The sequence below is a fragment of the Rhodococcus pseudokoreensis genome (assembly GCF_017068395.1).
Classification (GTDB): Bacteria; Actinomycetota; Actinomycetes; order Mycobacteriales; family Mycobacteriaceae; genus Rhodococcus_F; species Rhodococcus_F pseudokoreensis.
In genome coordinates this window covers 173,862-192,038 of record NZ_CP070619.1, presented here as the reverse complement: position 1 = coordinate 192,038, position 18,177 = coordinate 173,862, and the positions used below count along the sequence as shown (strand labels likewise).

Below are 18,177 nucleotides of genomic sequence, written 5' to 3'. Positions count from 1 at the left end.
CGGGGCCGGCATTCGTATAGGAGGTGAAGGCCGGCCACAGCACACCCCGAGGCGCCGACCGCCCGATCCGAGGAGGAACCCGACATGACCCAGTATCTGTTGAGCGTGTACCAGCCCGACGGTCCCGCTCCCGAACCCGACACCCTGGCGAAAATCGCCGACGACCTCGACGCCCTCAATCGGGAGATGGTGTCCGCCGGTGCGTGGGTGTTCAGCGGGGGACTGTGCGCGCCGACCACCGCGACCGTGCTGCGGGCCCGCGGCGGCGACGTCCTCGTCACCGACGGCCCCTACACCGAAGGCAAGGAACACCTCGGCGGATTCACCATCGTCGAGGCCCCCGACCTCGACGCCGCGCTCGGGTGGGGTCGCAAACTCACCCGGGCGACGACGCTGCCCATCGAGGTCCGGCCGTTCGCCCACCACGCCGGGGCCGGAAGCCACTGACGTGATCGACACCGCCGACATCGAACACGTGTTCCGCACCGAACACGGTCGCGCGGTCTCCGTCCTGGTCGGCGTGTTCGGCGACATCGACCTCGCCGAGGACGCCGTCCAGGACGCCTTCGCCGAGGCGGTGCAGCGCTGGCCGTCGGACGGGCTGCCACCGAGCCCGGCGGGGTGGATCATCACCACCGCCCGGCACCGCACGATCGACCGGCTCCGGCGCGAGGCGTCCCGGCACGACCGGCACGCGCAGGCCGCGCTGCTGCTCGCCCGCGACGAACCGACGGAGGAGGGCGCCGTGCACGACGACCGGCTACGCCTGATCTTCACCTGCTGCCACCCGGCGCTGGCACCCACCGCCCAGGTCGCACTCACCCTGCGCCTCCTCGGTGGACTCGGCACCGCGGAGATCGCCCGCGCCTTCCTGGTGCCCGAGCCGACCATGGCGCAGCGCCTCGTCCGGGCCAAGGGGAAGATCCGGGACGCCCGGATCCCGTATCGGGTGCCGGACGAGGCCGATCTCCCGGATCGTCTCCGTACCGTCCTGGCCGTCGTCTACCTGATCTTCAACGAGGGGTACACGGCGAGTTCGGGGGACCGGCTGATGCGGGCGGATCTGTGCGCCGAGGCCATTCGCCTCGGCCGGGTCCTGGCTGCCCTGATGCCCGGCGAACCGGAGGTCACCGGGCTGCTCGCGTTGATGCTGCTGATCGAATCGCGACGCGCCGCCCGTACCGACGCCGACGGGCGACTCGTGCTCCTGCCCGACCAGGACCGCGGTCGGTGGGATCCCGGCCTCATCGCCGAGGGGCAGTCGCTGGTGCGGGACTGCCTGCGACGGAACATCCCGGGCCCGTATCAGATTCAGGCTGCGATCAACGCCGTCCACAGCGACGCCGAGACGGCCGCCGACACCGACTGGTGGCAGATCCTGCAGCTGTACGACCAGCTGATGTCGCTGGCGCCGAGCCCGGTGGTCGCGTTGAACCGGGCGGTCGCGGTGGCGGAGGTGCGGGGACCGGCGGAGGGGCTGGCGCTCGTCGACCAGCTCGACCTCGACGACTATCACCTGTACCACGCGGTGCGGGCCGATCTTCTCCGCCGCGTCGGGCGCCCCGGCGAGGCCGCCCGCGCCTACGACGCCGCCCGCGACCGCACGGACAACGAGGCCGAACGGGAATTCCTTCGGGCACAGCGCGATTCGATCGCCTGATGCGTGCCGGTCAGAGGGCCGGCCCCGGCGGCAGGCACAGCGAACCGAAACACGTCTGCGTTCGCACGCTGACGGGGAGCGGTTCCGCCGTCGCCGGCTTCGCGTACGCGGTCTCCGGGAGCGGCGCCGAACCCCACACCTCGTCACCGGGACCCGCATTCTCACTGCAGATCCAGTGGATCAGATAGTCACCGTCGGGTACCGACTCGAACACGAACTCCTGCGGTCCCGGTCCGATCACCACATTCGATCGGTGAAACACCGCCACGGACTCGGGGTTCACGATGTCGTCCGCCGCCCTCAGTCCACCGAGTCCGCACACGATGTCCGCACCGGTGTCGTTGGTGAGCGTCGTCGTGACGGTGCTCCCCGCGACGGCGGCCGCCAGGGTCACGTCCGGCGGGTCCGCGACGGCGGGCGCGGCCAGGAACAGGGCGAGGGGGCCTGCGGCGATCAGCGCGATCGCGACCCGGGGCACGAGTGTCATCAGCGGAACCTTCGTTCTCGGCGGTCTCACTCCGGACGTCACCGTATTGATACCCGCCGCGCAGGCCGGTAAACGGCACGAGGGGACGCACGCCGAATCCCGCTCGCCGGACCGGTGCCGCGGCCTACGATTGAATTTCGAGGCCCTGCGGCCGAAGCCCCCTCGACGTCGCCCAGCCGAATACACCCTGGGACTCCGACAGTCGGTCTCGCCAAGAGAGCGAGCACGCCGGCGCGTGAAGCATCGGAGGGATGACATGAGCGGAACACCCGCACTGAAGAAGGCACTGAGCCAGCGCCAGTTGACGATGATCGCGATCGGCGGGGTGATCGGCGCGGGCCTGTTCGTCGGCTCCGGCGTCGTCATCGGCGACACCGGGCCCGCGGCGTTCGTCACCTACGCCCTCGCCGGGGTCCTGATCATCATGGTCATGCGCATGCTGGCCGAGATGGCCGTGGCCAACCCGTCGACCGGATCGTTCGCCGACTATGCCCGCCGGGCGCTGGGCAACTGGGCCGGCTTCTCCGTCGGCTGGCTGTACTGGTACTTCTGGGTGATCGTCGTCGGCTTCGAGGCCATCGCCGGCGCGACGATCATCCAGTACTGGATCGACATCCCGCTGTGGCTGTCCGCGCTGGTTCTGATGATCCTGATGACCGCGACGAACTTGTTCTCCGTGTCGTCGTTCGGCGAGTTCGAATTCTGGTTCGCCGGCATCAAGGTCGCCGCGATCGTCGTGTTCATCGCACTCGGCGCACTGTTCGTTCTCGGCGTGTGGCCGAACAAGGCGCTCGACTTCTCCAACCTGTGGAGCCACGGCGGGTTCCTCCCGTTCGGCGCCATGGCCGTCACCGTCGGCGTGGTCACGGTGATCTTCTCCATGGTCGGCGCCGAAATCGCGACGATCGCCGCCGCGGAATCGGCGGATCCGGAACGGGCGGTGACCAAGGCCGCCAACTCGGTGATCGTGCGGATCGCCGTGTTCTTCGTCGGCTCGACGTTCCTGCTGGCCACCATCCTGCCGTGGGACGACGAGCAGATGGCCGCCTCCCCGTTCGTCGCCGCGTTCACCGAGATGGGGATCCCGTACGCCGACGACATCATGAACGCCGTCGTGCTGACGGCGGTGCTGAGCTGCCTCAACTCGGGCATGTACACCGCCTCCCGCATGCTGTTCGTCCTCGCCGCGCGACGGGAGGCCCCCGCGCAGCTGGTCAGGGTGACCCGCCGCGGGGTGCCCGCCATCGCGATCCTCGCCTCCTCGGTCGTCGGCTTTCTGTGCGTGATCGCCGCGGCCGTCTCACCCGACACCGTCTTCGCGTTCCTGCTGAATTCCAGCGGCGCGATCATCCTGTTCGTGTACCTGCTCATCGCCGTCTCCCAGATCGTGCTGCGGTACCGCACCCCAGCCTCGGAGCTGCGGGTCAAGATGTGGCTGTTCCCGGTGTTGTCGCTCATCACCGCCGCCGCGATCGTGGCAATCCTCGTGCAGATGTATCTGCAGGAGGACGTGCGGTCGCAACTCGTGCTGAGCCTGGTGTCGTGGGCGGTCGTCATCGTGCTGTTCCTCGCCAACACCTGGTTCGTGCGCCGGCGGCCCGCCGTCGAGGGGGCCGCCGCGACCACCCGGCCTCACCGGGTACTGGTGCTGGCCAACCAGACCGTCGAGTCGAAGGAAATGCTCGACGAGCTCCGTCGCATCGGCGCGGATCGGGAAGCCGTCTACTTCGTGGTCGTGCCCGCCAGCCCGATCGAGACCGGAACCGCCGCCACCCACGGCCCGCTCGACGTCGCCGAAGCGACCCGGGAGGTCGCCCGGCAGCGACTCGACGACACGCTGACGACCCTCCGCTCGGAGGATCTCGACGCCGACGGCGAGGTGGGGGACTACCGGCCGCTGCGCGCCCTGGCCGCCGGCGTCGAATCGTTCCATCCGGATCAGATCGTCATCTCCACGCTGCCGCCCGAAGAGTCGGTGTGGCACCGGTTCGACGTCGTGGACCGCGCCCGCGCCGAACACGGTGTGCCGGTCACCCACGTCGTCGCGCACCCGATCGGCGCAGGGAAACCCGCTCGATGACGATCATCGCCGGATTCAGCTCGAGCCGTCAGGGGACCGCGCCGCTGCACCTGGCGGCGCGGATCGCGCGCTGGACCGGCGAGACGGTCGTGGCCGCGGCCGTCGTGGAACAGCCGTGGCCGGCGAAGGACGACCCCATCGACCGCGAATACCTGCGCTATGTCACCGCGGAGGCGTCGCGGGCACTCGACGGGGTGGTCGCCGGGCTGCCGGGCGACCTGGACATCCCCACCGTCGTTCACCGGTCGACGTCGATCCCGACCGGGCTCATCGAACTCGTCGCCGCCCACGACGCCACCCTCGTCGTCGTCGGGTCTTCGTCGTCCGGTCTGCTGGGCCGGGTGGCGCTGGGCAGCGTCACCGAACGGCTCGTGCACACCGCGGCCGTACCCGTCGCGATCGCGCCGCGTGGCTACCCACCGGTGCCCGGACCGATCCGCAGGCTCACCGCCGCCTACGGCGGCGAAGCCGACGTCAACGGCCTCATCGCGGCCACCGCCGAGATGGCTGCACGGTGGCCGGTGACCTGGCGGATCGTGTCGTTCACGGTGCGGCCCGTGTCCCGGTTCGGCGGCGCCATCGAGCAGTCGACCGAGGATCTCGTCGTCCGGCAGTGGACGCGCCGCACCACCGACGACATCGCCCGGCAACTCGACGCGGTGCGCGCCCGCATCCCGGTTCCCGACGTGGACGTGGAGATCGGCAGCGGCACCGACTGGCGCGCGGCGGTCGAGGCCGTCTCCTGGGAGCCCGACGACATGCTCGTGCTGGGTTCGGGAGCCGCCGGACCCGCCGCCCACGTGTTCCTCGGCTCCGCCGCGTCGAAAATCCTGCGGCACGCCCCCGTGCCGGTGATGATCGTGCCGCGGCACACACCCGCGACGTAACCGTCAGCGGTCGGCCACCACCTTCGCGGCCGCGGATGCCCGGCGACGCCGGGACGCGGTGATCCGGCGACCGATCACGCCCTGCCGCGGCGCGAACAGATAGACCAGCGCGAACGCCGCACCCTGGGACAGCACCACCATTCCGCCGCTGGCGGTGTCGAGGTGATAGCTCAGGTACAGGCCGATGACGGCGCAGGACGCCGAGATCGCCGGGGCGATGACGAGCATTCGATGGAAACTGTCGGTCAGCAGATACGCCGTCGCCCCGGGAATGATCAGCATGGCCACCACCAGGATGACACCGACCGCCTGCAGGGCCACCACCGCCGTCAGGGCCAGCAGTCCCAGCAGCGCCGCCCCGAGCAGCCGCGGGTTCAGGCCGATGGCATGCGCATGGGTGGGATCGAACGCGTACAGCGTGAAGTCGCGGCGCTTGACGATCAGTGCGACGAAGACGAACGCCCCGAGGATCGAGATCTGGACGAGGTCGGACCGGCTGACACCCAGCAGGTTGCCGAAAATGATGTGGTTCAGGTCGGTTTGGCTCGGGGTGACCGAGACCAGCACCAGACCGAGGGCGAACAGGGTGGAGAACACGATGCCGATCGCGGCGTCCTCTTTGACCCGGCTGGTGTCGCGGACCAGCCCGATCAGTGCGACGGCCAGGAAGCCGAAGATCACCGCGCCGATCGCGAACGGGGCGCCGACGATGTAGGCCAGGACCACGCCGGGCAGGACGGCGTGCGAGACCGCATCACCCATCAGAGACCAGCCGATCAGCACCAGCCAGCACGACAGCACCGCGCACACCACCGCCGCGATCAGGGTGGTGATCAGCGCACGGACCATGAAGTCGTAGCGCAGGGGGTCGACGAAGAAATCGATGACATCCATTGAGTCTCAGGTCCTTGTCATCACGTCGAGGCCGAAGGCGGCCGCCAGATTGTCCGGTTGCAGAACGACGCCGGGGTCGCCGTGCATCAGCACCGTGCGCAGCAGCAGGATCGCCTCGTCGGCCAGGTCGGGTAGCGCGTGCAGGTCGTGGGTGGAGACCAGGATCGCCGCACCCGCGTCGGCGAGTTCCCGCAGCAGCGCGGTGATGGTGGCCTCGGAGCGTTTGTCCACCCCGGCGAACGGTTCGTCGAGCAGAAGGATGGTGGCGCCCTGCGCGATTCCCCGGGCGACGAACGTGCGCTTCTTCTGACCGCCGGACAGTTGCCCGATCTGCCGGTCCGCCAGGTCCGTGAGTTCGACGCGTTCGAGAGCGTGCTCGACGGCGTCGCGGTCGGCCTTTTTGGGCCGCCGGGTCGGTCCCATTCGCCCGTACCTGCCGGTCATCACCACGTCCCGCACCGAGAGCGGGAACGTCCAGTCCACGTCCTCGCTTTGCGGAACGTAACCCAGCACCCCGGCTTTGCGCGCCGCGGCCGGCGCCGCACCGTTGATGCGGACCGTGCCGGTGTCGGGTTTGACCGTGCCCATGATCGCCTTGAACAGGGTGGACTTTCCGGAGCCGTTCATGCCGACGAGTCCGCAGACGCGTCCGGGGCGAAGGGCGAGGGAGACCCGGTCGAGCGCGAGGACGTCGCCGTAGTGGACGGTGACGTCCCGGACCTCGACCGCAGGCTGGGTGGTCACGACCGCTGCCCGTTCAGTGCGGAGGTGAGAGTGTCGGCGTCGTGCCGGATCAGATCCAGATACGTCGGCACGGGCCCGTCCGCCTCGGACAGCGAGTCGACGTACAGGGTGCCACCGAACGCGGCGCCGGACGCTTCGACGACCCGTTGCATCGGCGCATCCGACACCGTGGACTCGCAGAACACCGCGGGAACCCGGTTCTGCTTCACGAACTCGATCGTCGACGCGATCTGCTGGGGAGTGGCCTGTTGTTCGGCATTGACCGGCCAGATGTACTTCTCTGTCAGCCCCGCGTCACGGGCCAGATACGAGAACGCTCCCTCGCACGTGACCAGCGCCCGTTCGTTGACCGGCAGGGCGCCCAGTTCGGCGACCAATTCGTCCTGCACCTTCTGCAACTGCGCCTTGTACGCGTCGCCGTTGGAGCGGTAGTCGGCGGTGTGAGCGGAATCGAGTTCGCTGAACGCGGCGACCATGTTGTCGACGTAGATCTGCACGTTCAGCGGTGACATCCAGGCGTGCGGATTCGGTTTCCCCGCGTACGCGTCCTCACCGATGGCGATCGGCTCCACGCCGTCACTGACGACCATGTGCTCGACGTCCACCCCGTCGACGAACTGGCCGAACCAGGCCTCCAGGTTCATGCCGTTGTCGAGGATCAGGTCGGCCTGCGCGGCCTTCTTGATGTCGCCGGGGGTGGGCTCGTATCCGTGAATTTCGGCGCCCGCCTTGGTGATCGATTCGACGGTCAGGTGCTCGCCGCCGACGTTCGCGGCGATGTCGGCGAGCACGGTGAACGTGGTCAGCACCACCGGTTTGTCGTCGGCGGGGCCGCTGCCCTTGCCGCACGCGGACAGCAGCAGCGTCGTGGCCAGCGCTGTCAGTACCGCGGCAGCGGTCACCGGCCGTCGTCGCGCACCCACCTTGAAGGACGTTGTTTTCACGCGGCGAATCATAATGTTCGGCAAACCGAAACCACAAGTGTGGATCGTCTAGCCGTGTGCCGCGCGAGCGAGATCGCCGTCGTTCACGATTGTGCGCCGACGGCGTATGTGATCGTCAGATCACTTGTGCGACAACTACTTCCGCATCCTCGGCGCGACGTTCGAGGCTGTGCAGTTGCGCGATCGCATTGCGGGCGGTGATCTGCTGATGTGTGTTGGTCAGTTGCCCGCGCCAGGTGCCGAGGAAAGTCCACGCCCACGACAGCAGGGTGGCGACACGGCTCCGGAACCCGACGACGTAGACCACGTGCACCGCCAGCCAGATGACCCACGCGAGGAAACCGGTCAGCTCGACACCGCCGATCTTGGCGACCGCGTTGAACCGGGAAATCGTGGCCATCGAGCCCTTGTCGCGGTACCGGAACGGCGGCCGTTCCGGCGCCGGGCGTCCCGTGGCTGCCGCGGCGACCTCGGCGGCGATCCGCTTCGCGGCGTAGCGGCCACCCTGGATCGCGACCTGGGCGACGCCGGGCAGGCGATCACGCGACATCATGTCGCCGACGACGAACACGTCGGGATGGCCCGGCAGCGTGAGATCTTCTTCGACGGCGACGCGGCCTGCGCGGTCGAGGGCGGCACCCGACTGGGCGGCGAGTTGCGCGCCGAGTGGGCTGGCCGCCACCCCTGCGGACCAGACCTTGCAGACGGACGCGATGCGGTGCTCGGTGCCCTCGGCATCCCGGACGGTCAGTCCGCCGGCGTCGACGTCGGTCACCGACGCACCCAGCCGCACCTCGACCCCGAGCTTCTCGAGGGTTTCCGCCGCCTCCGAACCCAGGTTGTCACCGAACGGCGGCAATACCGCGGAGGCTGCGTCGAGCAGGATGATCCGTGCGTCGCGGGGGTCGAAGTTGGTGTAGGCCCCGACGAGGGTTCGGTGGGCGAGTTCGGCGATCTGACCGGCCATCTCGACGCCGGTGGGCCCGGCACCGACCACGACGAACGTGAGCAGGCGTGCCCGCTCCTGCGGGTCGGCGGTCACCTCGGCCTGCTCGAACGCGCCGAGGATGCGGCCGCGGAGTTCGAGGGCGTCGTCGATGGACTTCATTCCCGGGGCGTGTTCGGCGAAGTGGTCGTTGCCGAAATACGACTGCTGCGCCCCGGCGGAGACGATGAGGCTGTCGTATCCGGTGACGGTGGACTGGCCGAGGTGTTCGGACGTCACGGTGCGTTCGGTGAGGTCGATTCCGGTGACGTCACCGAGGCGGACGGCGGTGTTGGCCTGGTCCTTGAGGATCATCCGCGTCGACGGGGCGATCTCACCCTCGGAGAGGATGCCGGTCGCCACCTGATAGAGGAGGGGCTGGAACAGGTGGTGGGTGGTGCGGTCGATCACCGTGACGTCGACGTCCGCGCGGCGGAGGGCCTTGGTCGCGAACAACCCACCGAAGCCGGATCCGATCACGACGACGCGGTGGCGCGCGGACGGGGACTGTGGGTTGCTCATGTTGGAGCCTTTCCGATCACGCTGGGCGGCGACGATCTCGGTGTCGGGGCATTTTGCAGCCGTGGAGCAGGGGAGTAGGGGCGGGTGCTCGTGGTTCGTGAAGGTCTGCCGGAAAATTCGGCTGACAGGCATCAATGGTGAACAATCGGCGCACCGAATCCAAGGTGTAAGAAGAAAATTCTCTAGACTGAGCCGATGAAGAAGAATATTCCGGGGACGCCGTATTCCGACGGCCCGCGATCGAATGATGTTCGAGCGGGGGCGGCGATAGACGACATCGATCGGATCCTCCTCGATCAACTCTCGCGGGACGCCCGTACCCCCAACAACGCACTCGCCGCTCTCGCGGGCATCGCACCGTCTACCTGCCTGGGTCGCGTGCGCTCCCTGATCGACCGAGGAGTGATCCGCGGCTTTCACGCGGACATCGACCCCGCCACCCTGGGCAGGGACCTGCAGGCGATGATCGCAGTCCGCGTGCAGGCCAATGCACGACAGCACCTCGGGCAGCTCGCCGAGCAACTCGCCACCCTCGACGACGTGCTGAACGTGTACTTCATCGCCGGCGCCGACGATTACCTGATCCACGTCGCGACCGGGAGCAGCGAGGAGCTGAGGCGTTTCGTCCTCGACCACCTCAGTGCGCATCCTGCGGTCGCCTCGACCGAGACCATCCTGATCTTCGAGCATGTGCGCCCGCGACTCCGGGCGCCTCAGGTCGAGCCGTCGTCGGGCCGCTGAGGTGCCTGGAGTCGCGGTCAGGCTGCGGTGAGGGCCTTGATGCGGTCGGGGCGGAAGCCGGCCCAATGGTCGTCACCGGCCACGACGACGGGCGCCTGCAGGTAGCCGAGAGCCCGCACATAGTCGTGGGCGTCGAGGTCGCGGGTGATGTCGACGACCGTGTATTCGAGGCCTTCCTTGTCCAGGGCGCGGTAGGTGGCGGTGCATTGCACGCAGGCCGGTTTGGCGTAGATCGTGATGGTCATCGTGCGCTCCGCTCTGTGTTGCTGTGTGTGCCGGCGGGGGACCGGAAGCATATGCGCTGCGGCCCCGGTTCGCCCGGCGAGCGGCGATGGCGGAGCCTCTTGCTGCGGCACGGTCCCGGTTCGGTGCGGTCCGCAGCACTACGGTGTCGTTGTCGATCGATCAGCTTCGGGCCGCCCCCGGTGCCGGACGAGTAACCGAAACCGACGCCGTATCATCCGCCCGATACCGAGGAGAATGCCGATGCGCAGCTTCATCCATCTGGTCCTGTTCGCGTGCGCCATTGCGGTCGCGATCGGTGCCTTCCTTCCCGTCGTCGGCGGCGTTACGCCAGGCGACGTCGCGGTGATCGATCTCCGTGACGGCTTCCCCACCGGAATCACCGACGTTGAGCAGATCGAGAATCAGGCCGTGACCTTCTACAAGTCGATGACGGCACTGCTGCTGGGCGCTGCGGCCTTGCTGCTGGTCGCCGCGTTGGTGGGTTCCCGTGCGGCCGAGTGGCTGGGCGTGATCGTGGGGATCGGCACGCTCGCGGTGTTCGGGTGGCGGCTCAATGATCGTGTCGGTGGCTACCTTCGGGACCACTACGACACCGTGCTCACCGATCGCTGGGGGCTGTACCTCGCCGGCGGTGGCCTGATCGTCGCGTTTGTGGCGTTACTGGTGCCGAAGAGGCGACCGGCGGCGTGATTCGGGTGTCTGACTGTGGTTCACGGGGACTGCGCCTGGATCCGCTTCCTGGACCACTCGGCAACCGGAAGTAGAATAATCGAGTAAACTCGCGAAAAACGTTGTGGCAGAAGACCGCATCGATTCACTTCTCAACTCGGCATTGTTCGCCTGAACACCTCGAACGGCATCCGTCCCGGCTTTCCCCTAACCGATTCCGTTGGCAGGAATAGCGCTATGTGCGATTGAATTCGGAAGCGCCCTATCTTGAATTTAGTCAGCGCGTGGCCAGCGTGCGTGCTCAGATCTGGTAGTTACCCGCACGGTCAGGTCCCCGCCGATCGGCCTCATCGACCGACTCTGCGCGTGCTCTGCGCGCGTTCGAATCGCGCAGCGGACACTCACTTCTTCCCGCGGGGGAGCGTTTCATTCGCGAGATTCCAGCGCGGTGAACGAGATTCCAAGTGCACGCCCCTTGGGCATCGAGACCCATTACGACGAATAGTTGCCGGCAAGACCTTGTCAGTGGAGCCGCATACGACCTGGTCACCGCGGTGTTTACGTGCAGAGGCGCCTCTTGCCGCATTAGCTGAGGGCTCTCCCGGTGGGACAGATCGGAGGCACCTTGCGCGCAAATATTCACGTATTCTTGCGCGCAAGGAAGCTAGCACGTAAGTTCGCTCCCAGGGCGGTTGGCTACGTTCAAAGCCGATTCGAGGTCGGCGGGCTGTGACGCAACGCCGGCGACCGGGATGTGGAGAGGACAACGTGCGATGCCCGATTCTCGCGGACTGGGAAGTCGAAATGCCCGATCCCGGCATCGCGCCGAGAGGTCCGAAACACCCACCTCGACGCCACGAATTACCTCGGCACTGGAGCCGAAAAAGGGACCGGACAAGGAGCCCCTCAATACCCGCGTGCTCGTGAGTACGTCGCGGCGGCTGGGGTGGTTCACTCAGGAGTACGGATATTCGGTGACCAATGTCGTCGACGTTGCGCTGCAGGAGTTCTTCGCACGCAACGGCGTGCCCGACGTGGACTCCAACGGCGAGGTCGCTGAATAGATGAACGGGGGAGGGCGATCAATGGCAGACGACCAATACGCACTGTTCGAATTCGATGACACCACAACACACGTCGACCCGGCTGACGTTCCCCCCGAACCCGAACCGGACGAACAACCCGACGTTGCCGAAGCTATCTCGACCCCACCACCCCCGGAAACAGGCAGTGCCGCAGCCGCCACCCCACCGGCGTGGGAGACGCTCCCGGGGGGAGACGAAGCTGATGGCCACGCCCTGATCGTGACCGTCGAGGGTACGTACACACCGTCCGGCCGTGAGCTGACCGGTCCGGTGGATTCGGTCGACAAGCTCGACAAGCTGATTCGTTGGGCCGCCCTGACCCCGCTGGGTGCGCCTCCGCAGGTGTGGATCGTGGGCCAGGGTGCGTGCGAGGCGTTGGGGTGGGTGATCGACCCCGGCTCGGAAGACGACTTCGAGGACATGGAGGCGCTGCGCACCCGTGCCGCTTCCGATCTGACCGCGGTCCTGCAGGCAACCCTGACACCGATGCTGAATGCGGGATGGGAGTTGCGGGGCGACCCGGGGCATGTGGTGCACCTGTCCCGGTCCGTCGGCAAGTTCACCTCGATGGTCGATGTGGTGATCGAGCCGTACGTGTGGACGTACTGGAACAAGGACTTCGGCTGGAACAACCGGGTCGGCGAGATGGGCATTCTCGGCTCACCCACCGCCGGAACGTATCTCCCGGACGACGACCTCCCGGCAGCACGCGAGCTGGGACGCCGGCTGGCATGGTCCGCGAAGAATCTCGGGGTGCTCCCCGGGCCGACACCCGCACGCACCGGCGCCGCGATCGTCGACAAGATCAAGCGGGAACGCACCCGCTCGGGGAAGGGCCTCGTCGTGGCGACCGCGGGCCCGGTACCGCCCCTCGACGGCGCCCCACGCGGCGACCTCGAACCCGCAGTCGGCTGGACCAGGGTGCCCGACGCCGAGGACCTCGACGGAACGAGCCGGGTGGTGTCCATCGACCAACGCGCCGCCTACCTCGCCTCCGCGGGCATGCTCGAATTCGGGTACGGGCAGCCCGAGCATCTGACCGGTGAGGCGGCTGCCGCTGCGGCAGCAGGGGACAAGGGTGCCCCGTTCGGGCTGTGGCGGGTGACCCTGCCGCCCGGGCAGACGCTGTCGCTGCCCGGCAAGCTGCCGTTGCCGCACCCGCACATGCTCGACGACCAGCCCGTGCAGACCTGGGTCACCTCGGTCAGCCTCGACGGATTGTGCTCGCCGGTGGCCGATGGCGGGATCGGCGCCGATCTCGACGATCTCGACATCACCGAGGCCTGGGTGTATCCGCAGCAGGGCCGGGTGCTGGACAAGTGGGCGAAGATCCTGCGCGAGGCCCGACGCGCCGCGGTGGACATCGACGACGCGCCGACGAAACGGTTCGTCGGATCTTGCTACAAGGGCTACATCGGGCGGATGGTCAACCCCGACATGTGGACTGCGACACGAATGCAGCACCATCACCAGCCGCTGTGGCGGGCGGCGATCATCGCGCATTGCCGGTGGCGCGGCCGCCGCGTCGCGATGCGGATTGCCCGTGAGCACGGCCGCTGGCCGATCCGCACCGTCACCGACTCCTGGGTGTATCTGCTCGCCGGCGGCGAGGACATCGCCGACCCGAGTGAGGCGCTCGGGAAGATGTCGGTGGAGAAGGACACCATCGTCACGGATACACTCCTATCCGCCTTCGCTTCCGCCGAGGACGTTCACGACGTGAATCTGGCGATCAAAGCGGCCTTCGCCGAGGAAGAGGACGAGTGATGGCGCTTCATCTTCCGAAGCCGCGGACCACGAAGCCGCCCCAGCAAACGGTCGGTCTCGACGGCCTCAAGGTCTCGGTCGCGGGCGCCGCAACGACCGGCGTCGAAAAGTCGAAGCAGGTCAAGAGCGGTGGACTGGCCGGGCTGACCAGCAAGGTCTCGGTCACGCAGCTGCGCAAAGAGCTCGGCAACGAGGGACTGCGCCAGGCGGCGATCGATGCCGGCCGGACACCGCCGTCGGACCGCACACTGCGTCGATGGGCCCAACTTGGCCGCATCCCGCACGCCGACGTCCTCGAGCGTGCGCAACGCCGCGCAGCGATCGAACGCCTCGGCGGCATCGACGCCGTTGCCGCGAAGATCGGACGGTCCCGATCCGCCGTTTCCCGATACCGGTCCGGGGACACGAATGAACTGCGTGCCGACGCCGGCAAGAAACTCAGGAACGTCACAGCCCAGGACATCATGAAACGCGCCGGCGTACTCCGCCCGGACGGAACACCGAAGAAGGCCGTCATTCGCGTCAGGGGCGGGGTGATGGTCCGCAACGGCGCCGACGAGGGATACGACTATCGTGTCCGCACACTGGATTTCGCCAACTCGGACACACCGTTCAGCAGCGACGAATCCCGTGAACTCGCCGCCGCACTGGCAGGCGACGACCACGCTCGCGTCGTGGCACTCCTCGAACGACATGCCACCCTCGACTACCCCGAGAACAAGGGCTTCGACAAATACAGCGACCAGTTCGGATTCCATTTCGACCACATCGACTCCGTCCACATCGACTGGATCTGACGACCGAGAGCACAGCTGCGGGGCACGAGCCGAACCCGACCACTATGCCGGCGTGCGCTTTTGTTGCGATCCCGCGAAAGCCCACCCGGGTCGGTTCCGGTTACAGCTCCCACAGCCCGAGCAACGCGGCTCGCAGGCTCGGGGAGCGGACGTAGTGATCGGTGCGTAGCCGGGAGCCCGGATGTCCGAGATCGGTGAGCGCCTTCGCTGCGTCAGTGAGGGGCAGGGCCGGTAGGTCGGTGCGGGTGCGCAGGAAATGCAGCACCGCCCCGCCGGACCGCGGGACCCGCATGGCATCGGAGGTCACCACCGCCGGTGGGTGGAGCCACTGGTCGTCGGCGGAGACGAAGACGATCACATCGCCCCGCCGGATGGTGCCGGGTTTCTCGAGGCGGAGGGAGTCGAGTTGGTATTTCACCGCCGGCCCACCGGTGGCGTGGGCGCCCCGTTGCCTGTCGAGCACCAGTTTCTCGGTAGGGGTGGGTTCGTAGTCGACGGCGTGTTTGACGAACATCCGGGTGACCGGTGCGGGCAGGAAGTCCGCTTCGGGGCGGATCCGGCCGGTGACACCGGGAAGCGGGACGGCCCGGCCGATCTCCCACTCCCGGATGGCGCCGTCGAGGAACACCTGATCGACCTCGGTGATCTCGGTGAGAGCGTCGATGAACTTCCGTACCGAGGCGATGATCTCGGGATCGTCGGTGATGACCACACCGTCGTCGGCGAGGGTCGAGTTCTCGGAGGCGTTCGCCGACCCGATCACCGCCCGCGTGGTGGTGGCGATGACTTTGGCGTGCAGGGTGGGGCAGGAAAGTACCCGGACACCTTTGTTCAGGTAGTGCGCGAGGGCGGCGGGGGAGGTGGCGTGCGCTTTTACCGCGGACTTGGAGGCGTTGACGACGAGAATGTCCCCGGCTCGCAGTGGCAGCAGGTCGGGTGCGTCCTGGCCGAGGTAGCCGATCGCCGCGTACCTCGTGCCGCGGGTGCGGATCGCGCGGGTGATGTGTGGCCACGGGCTCGGCCCGTGGAAGGTGGTACCCATACCAGCAGACGGTAATCGGCATGTAGGGGACAGGTGGGGCAATAGCCTGCCAGAAGCGCACGTGGTGCGGAGCCTGATCCTGTGCAGCGTTCGACATCTCTGCCGGGCAGCCCCGGGCAGCGACGCCCCGATTGCCGCGACGAGGCCGGCGTGGGCGTCGGAGGTCACCAACCGGGCCCCGCTCACGGTGGGCGACCAGCGATCGGAAGAACGCCAGCCAGCCGGCCCCGTCCTCGGCGGAGGTGACCTCGATTCGATGAACGTGGACAGCAGGCGACGCAGCAGATCGGGACTGGAGGGGGAGGTCCGGTCGGTCAGAACCTCGCGCAGGTCGATATCGTGGGCAGTGGTCATCGCGTGGTCCTGTCTCGAATGACTGTCACAAACTGCGCGCCCTGCTGCGTGAGTACAACCCAGGGTTCCTCGACGCATTCGGCGACGGTGGCCACAGTCGCGGCTGGTCCGATCGCCGAGAGCTGAGAACGGGGACAGAAACAGGGCACGTTTGAGCTTGCGGTTGGCTGACCGGGCAGGGTGTTCACCGCGAATGGAGGAGCCGGATCGGTGGGTGACCGGGGCAAAGCCGGCATAGGCGGCGAGGTGCCCGGCGGACTTGAATGCGGAACCGTCGCCGATCTCGAGCAGGATCCGTGCTGCCGATCGTATTCCGTTGCTGAAAGACTTCTTTCAGGGAGTCGGCGAGCGTCGGCAGGACGATCTCGGCGGCCTTGCTGCCGGACACCGTCACCGATTGCGTTTCCGGGTGGTGAGGATCTCGGTGGCGAGTCGGGCACCCATGCGGGGTGCGTGCTTGGCCGCGAGCGTGGTGAGTTTGCGTTTGCCGGACTGTCGGATTCGGCGGGACCGCCGCAGGGCCCCAGGATTATTCGAGAGACAGGGGGAAGAAGTCATACCGAACATGGCGACCGCAATCCCGAGGAACGGGACCACAAAGACGGCAACGGGCAAATCTTTCTGCCGCGCGCAGCGCGAGCGTGGCGGCGCGGACCACGGAGCCATGTTCGGCGGGGTAGATCACGAACCGTACGCTCGCCAGTTCTTGCGGCACGCCGGCGACCGCGTCGACCGTGCGCCGCCCGCCGATCGAGGCTCCGACGACCGCGATCGTACGGTTGCGGGAGCCTGCGAGCGAATCATCGTCCGGATCCCTCCGTTTCTCGCGTTCCCGCGGGGAAGGTGAGGTGGACGTTCTCGACTCCCCAGGCGAGGCCGAGATGTTCGTGTGGTTCGACGCCGGAAACGAGTTCGAATTTGGGCATCCTGCGGCGCAATTCGGTGAACGCGATCTTCAGCTCGAGCCGGGCCAGATGCAGGCCGACGCAGCGATGCGGGCCGAGCCCGAACGCCAGGTGCGGCTTGGCCTCGCGGTCGAAGTTCACCTCGTCGGGCTGCGGGTAGTACTGCGGATCACGGTTGGCCACGGCGAGCGGGAAATGCACGCGCTCGCCCTTGGTGAGCGTGATGCCTGCGACGTCGACCGAATCGTGGACGACGGTGCGTGTCGGCACGGCAGGTGCCGCCCAGCGGAGTAGTTCCTCGATCGCGGGCTCGAGACTGTCCGGCGTCGCGAACATCGCGTCCCACTGTTCCGGGTGCTGTGCGAGGTAGACCATCGACTGTGCGAGCACGCTCTGGACGGTGTCGAGGCCGGCCAGCATCATGAGCAGGAACATGTCGAACAGTTCCAGGTCGGTGAGTTTCTTGTCGTCGATCTCGGCGTCCAGAGCCGCGGAGGTGACGTCGTCCCGGTGAGGCGCGCTTCGTCTCGCTGCGATCAGGTCGAGCATGTACTGGCGAATCTCACCGTGGGCCTTGCCGCGTGCGGCATTCGTCTCGTCCTGGGTGCCTCCGACGACACCGTGCAGCAGCGTCGACACCCAGGCGTTCATGGTGTGGAGGTCATCCAACGGCCAGCCCATGATGGTCAGGACGGTGACGCCGGGGAAGGGGAGGGCGAAGCCGTCGACGAAGTCGCACGTGCCGTCCTCGATCCAGTCGTCGATGAGTCGGTTGGCCCAGTCGCGCAGGCCGTCTTCCAGCAGCGCGACCTTCTTGGGCGCGAAGTGCGGGTCGAGGAGTGCACGGAACTGTTTGTGGCGGGGACCGTCGATCTCGATCGGGACCATGCCCTCCTCGGAACCTTGCGTGTTGATGCCGTCGGGGTCGTTGGGGAAGCTGATGAAGCCACGGTTGCTGCGCCGCAACACACTCGAGATGTCGTCGTAGCGCGTGAGGACCCAGCATCCGTTGCCTCGCGTCGAGTAGCTGATCGGCAGCTTCTCACGTCGGTCGGCCATCTCCGCGAGATGTTCGGCGATCGGAACAGGGTTGTACGGGTCGTAGTCGCGGCGATACTGCCGACGCAGGTCGTCGAGCGTGAGTTCTGTGGTCATTGGGGACTCCAGGAATGGTGAGGGAATACGGCACTGGTGTTGCAACCGTTGTTATGGCGTGAGTTACATAGTAACGAAACACGATAGCGTTGGCCAGACGCGCTGCGGCCGAAAAAAATCGAGAGTGGTGACGGCAGGGGTGCGGTGATGCGGCCCCGAACGACCTCGTGGAGGCCACCCGTCGCGAGGGGCGTTGAAAGGTGAAATGCGTTC

General features: G+C 67.4%; 17 protein-coding genes and 3 pseudogenes. 9 read left to right on the top strand and 11 right to left on the bottom strand.

From position 1 onward, the window contains the following. Positions 1 to 84: 84 nt before the first annotated feature. Entirely contained in the window at positions 85 to 447 is a 363-nt protein-coding gene (locus JWS13_RS06220; RefSeq protein ID WP_206004991.1) for a YciI family protein, read from the top strand. Between the two features lies 1 nt (position 448). Beyond that, complete coding sequence (locus tag JWS13_RS06215; protein WP_206004990.1) at positions 449 to 1,660, top strand: RNA polymerase sigma factor; 1,212 nt, start codon at positions 449 to 451, stop codon at positions 1,658 to 1,660. Positions 1,661 to 1,670: 10 nt separating this feature from the next. Here JWS13_RS06215 and JWS13_RS06210 read toward each other — a convergent pair whose 3' ends face one another. Beyond that, positions 1,671 to 2,147, bottom strand: a complete 477-nt coding sequence (locus JWS13_RS06210) for a hypothetical protein (protein WP_206004989.1) — start codon at positions 2,145 to 2,147, stop codon at positions 1,671 to 1,673. Positions 2,148 to 2,403: 256 nt separating this feature from the next. Here JWS13_RS06210 and JWS13_RS06205 point away from each other — a divergent pair, with 256 nt between their 5' ends. Then, positions 2,404 to 4,227, top strand: coding sequence for an amino acid permease (locus tag JWS13_RS06205; RefSeq protein WP_124390978.1), 1,824 nt, complete (start codon positions 2,404 to 2,406; stop codon positions 4,225 to 4,227). After that, complete coding sequence (locus JWS13_RS06200) at positions 4,224 to 5,114, top strand: universal stress protein (RefSeq protein ID WP_206004988.1); 891 nt, start codon at positions 4,224 to 4,226, stop codon at positions 5,112 to 5,114. Before JWS13_RS06205 ends, JWS13_RS06200 begins: the two co-directional genes overlap by 4 nt. A 3-nt stretch (positions 5,115 to 5,117) precedes the next feature. Here JWS13_RS06200 and JWS13_RS06195 read toward each other — a convergent pair whose 3' ends face one another. The 4 genes from JWS13_RS06195 to JWS13_RS06180 form a co-directional block, all read right to left on the bottom strand. Further along, a complete protein-coding gene (locus JWS13_RS06195) occupies positions 5,118 to 6,008 on the bottom strand; it encodes a metal ABC transporter permease (RefSeq protein WP_206004987.1) in 891 nt (296 codons plus the stop codon). Positions 6,009 to 6,014: 6 nt separating this feature from the next. Beyond that, a complete protein-coding gene (locus JWS13_RS06190) occupies positions 6,015 to 6,752 on the bottom strand; it encodes a metal ABC transporter ATP-binding protein (protein WP_206004986.1) in 738 nt (245 codons plus the stop codon). After that, positions 6,749 to 7,708 (bottom strand): metal ABC transporter substrate-binding protein, encoded by a 960-nt coding sequence (locus JWS13_RS06185; RefSeq protein WP_206011513.1) that lies wholly within the window; start codon positions 7,706 to 7,708, stop codon positions 6,749 to 6,751. Before JWS13_RS06185 ends, JWS13_RS06190 begins: the two co-directional genes overlap by 4 nt. 103 nt (positions 7,709 to 7,811) lie before the next feature. Continuing rightward, positions 7,812 to 9,203: an NAD(P)/FAD-dependent oxidoreductase gene (locus JWS13_RS06180; protein WP_206004985.1), complete on the bottom strand. Its 1,392-nt coding sequence runs from the start codon at positions 9,201 to 9,203 to the stop codon at positions 7,812 to 7,814. Between the two features lie 195 nt (positions 9,204 to 9,398). Between JWS13_RS06180 and JWS13_RS06175 the strand changes: the two genes are divergently transcribed. Then, a complete protein-coding gene (locus JWS13_RS06175; protein ID WP_206004984.1) occupies positions 9,399 to 9,944 on the top strand; it encodes an Lrp/AsnC family transcriptional regulator in 546 nt (181 codons plus the stop codon). A gap of 17 nt (positions 9,945 to 9,961) precedes the next feature. Here the strand turns inward: JWS13_RS06175 and nrdH are convergent, their stop codons facing one another. Beyond that, positions 9,962 to 10,189 carry a glutaredoxin-like protein NrdH gene (nrdH, locus tag JWS13_RS06170; RefSeq protein ID WP_124390984.1) on the bottom strand — a complete coding sequence of 76 codons (228 nt, stop codon included), beginning with the start codon at positions 10,187 to 10,189 and terminating at the stop codon, positions 9,962 to 9,964. A 241-nt stretch (positions 10,190 to 10,430) separates the two neighbouring features. On the opposite strand from nrdH, the gene JWS13_RS06165 reads away from it, so the two are divergent. From JWS13_RS06165 to JWS13_RS06150, 4 genes are all read left to right on the top strand, one after another. After that, positions 10,431 to 10,880 carry a hypothetical protein gene (locus JWS13_RS06165; RefSeq protein ID WP_206004983.1) on the top strand — a complete coding sequence of 150 codons (450 nt, stop codon included), beginning with the start codon at positions 10,431 to 10,433 and terminating at the stop codon, positions 10,878 to 10,880. A gap of 902 nt (positions 10,881 to 11,782) precedes the next feature. Further along, entirely contained in the window at positions 11,783 to 11,923 is a 141-nt protein-coding gene (locus tag JWS13_RS06160; protein ID WP_206011962.1) for a hypothetical protein, read from the top strand. Between the two features lie 21 nt (positions 11,924 to 11,944). Next, positions 11,945 to 13,711, top strand: coding sequence for a hypothetical protein (locus tag JWS13_RS06155; RefSeq protein WP_206004982.1), 1,767 nt, complete (start codon positions 11,945 to 11,947; stop codon positions 13,709 to 13,711). Beyond that, positions 13,711 to 14,508, top strand: coding sequence for a hypothetical protein (locus JWS13_RS06150; protein ID WP_206004981.1), 798 nt, complete (start codon positions 13,711 to 13,713; stop codon positions 14,506 to 14,508). Before JWS13_RS06155 ends, JWS13_RS06150 begins: the two co-directional genes overlap by 1 nt. A 100-nt stretch (positions 14,509 to 14,608) precedes the next feature. On the opposite strand, the gene JWS13_RS06145 is transcribed toward JWS13_RS06150, so the two are convergent. The 5 genes and pseudogenes from JWS13_RS06145 to JWS13_RS06130 form a co-directional block, all read right to left on the bottom strand. Next, the gene (locus JWS13_RS06145; protein WP_206004980.1) at positions 14,609 to 15,550 is read right to left on the bottom strand and encodes a phospholipase D family protein; all 942 of its coding nucleotides are present in this window, start codon (positions 15,548 to 15,550) and stop codon (positions 14,609 to 14,611) included. Between the two features lie 69 nt (positions 15,551 to 15,619). Beyond that, positions 15,620 to 15,803: pseudogene (locus JWS13_RS06140) on the bottom strand (transposase); the annotation flags it as partial. A 170-nt stretch (positions 15,804 to 15,973) separates the two neighbouring features. Next, a pseudogene (locus JWS13_RS06135) lies at positions 15,974 to 16,434 on the bottom strand (transposase); the annotation flags it as partial. Positions 16,435 to 16,514: 80 nt separating this feature from the next. Then, a pseudogene (locus JWS13_RS46420) lies at positions 16,515 to 16,649 on the bottom strand (LysR family transcriptional regulator); the annotation flags it as partial. 55 nt (positions 16,650 to 16,704) lie between these two features. Continuing rightward, positions 16,705 to 17,964, bottom strand: a complete 1,260-nt coding sequence (locus JWS13_RS06130; protein WP_206004979.1) for a cytochrome P450 — start codon at positions 17,962 to 17,964, stop codon at positions 16,705 to 16,707. Between the last annotated feature and the right edge of the window lie 213 nt (positions 17,965 to 18,177).

Excerpts from the sequence above, each read along its gene's own strand:
- JWS13_RS06220 (WP_206004991.1), top strand. The coding sequence starts at position 85 with ATGACCCAGTATCTGTTGAGCGTGTACCAGCCCGACGGTCCCGCTCCC.
- JWS13_RS06210 (WP_206004989.1), bottom strand. The coding sequence starts at position 2,147 with ATGACACTCGTGCCCCGGGTCGCGATCGCGCTGATCGCCGCAGGCCCC.
- JWS13_RS06205 (WP_124390978.1), top strand. The coding sequence starts at position 2,404 with ATGAGCGGAACACCCGCACTGAAGAAGGCACTGAGCCAGCGCCAGTTG.
- JWS13_RS06200 (WP_206004988.1), top strand. The coding sequence starts at position 4,224 with ATGACGATCATCGCCGGATTCAGCTCGAGCCGTCAGGGGACCGCGCCG.
- JWS13_RS06195 (WP_206004987.1), bottom strand. The coding sequence starts at position 6,008 with ATGGATGTCATCGATTTCTTCGTCGACCCCCTGCGCTACGACTTCATG.
- JWS13_RS06185 (WP_206011513.1), bottom strand. The coding sequence starts at position 7,708 with ATGATTCGCCGCGTGAAAACAACGTCCTTCAAGGTGGGTGCGCGACGA.
- JWS13_RS06180 (WP_206004985.1), bottom strand. The coding sequence starts at position 9,203 with ATGAGCAACCCACAGTCCCCGTCCGCGCGCCACCGCGTCGTCGTGATC.
- JWS13_RS06175 (WP_206004984.1), top strand. The coding sequence starts at position 9,399 with ATGAAGAAGAATATTCCGGGGACGCCGTATTCCGACGGCCCGCGATCG.
- nrdH (WP_124390984.1), bottom strand. The coding sequence starts at position 10,189 with ATGACCATCACGATCTACGCCAAACCGGCCTGCGTGCAATGCACCGCC.
- JWS13_RS06165 (WP_206004983.1), top strand. The coding sequence starts at position 10,431 with ATGCGCAGCTTCATCCATCTGGTCCTGTTCGCGTGCGCCATTGCGGTC.
- JWS13_RS06155 (WP_206004982.1), top strand. The coding sequence starts at position 11,945 with ATGGCAGACGACCAATACGCACTGTTCGAATTCGATGACACCACAACA.
- JWS13_RS06150 (WP_206004981.1), top strand. The coding sequence starts at position 13,711 with ATGGCGCTTCATCTTCCGAAGCCGCGGACCACGAAGCCGCCCCAGCAA.
- JWS13_RS06145 (WP_206004980.1), bottom strand. The coding sequence starts at position 15,550 with ATGGGTACCACCTTCCACGGGCCGAGCCCGTGGCCACACATCACCCGC.
- JWS13_RS06130 (WP_206004979.1), bottom strand. The coding sequence starts at position 17,964 with ATGACCACAGAACTCACGCTCGACGACCTGCGTCGGCAGTATCGCCGC.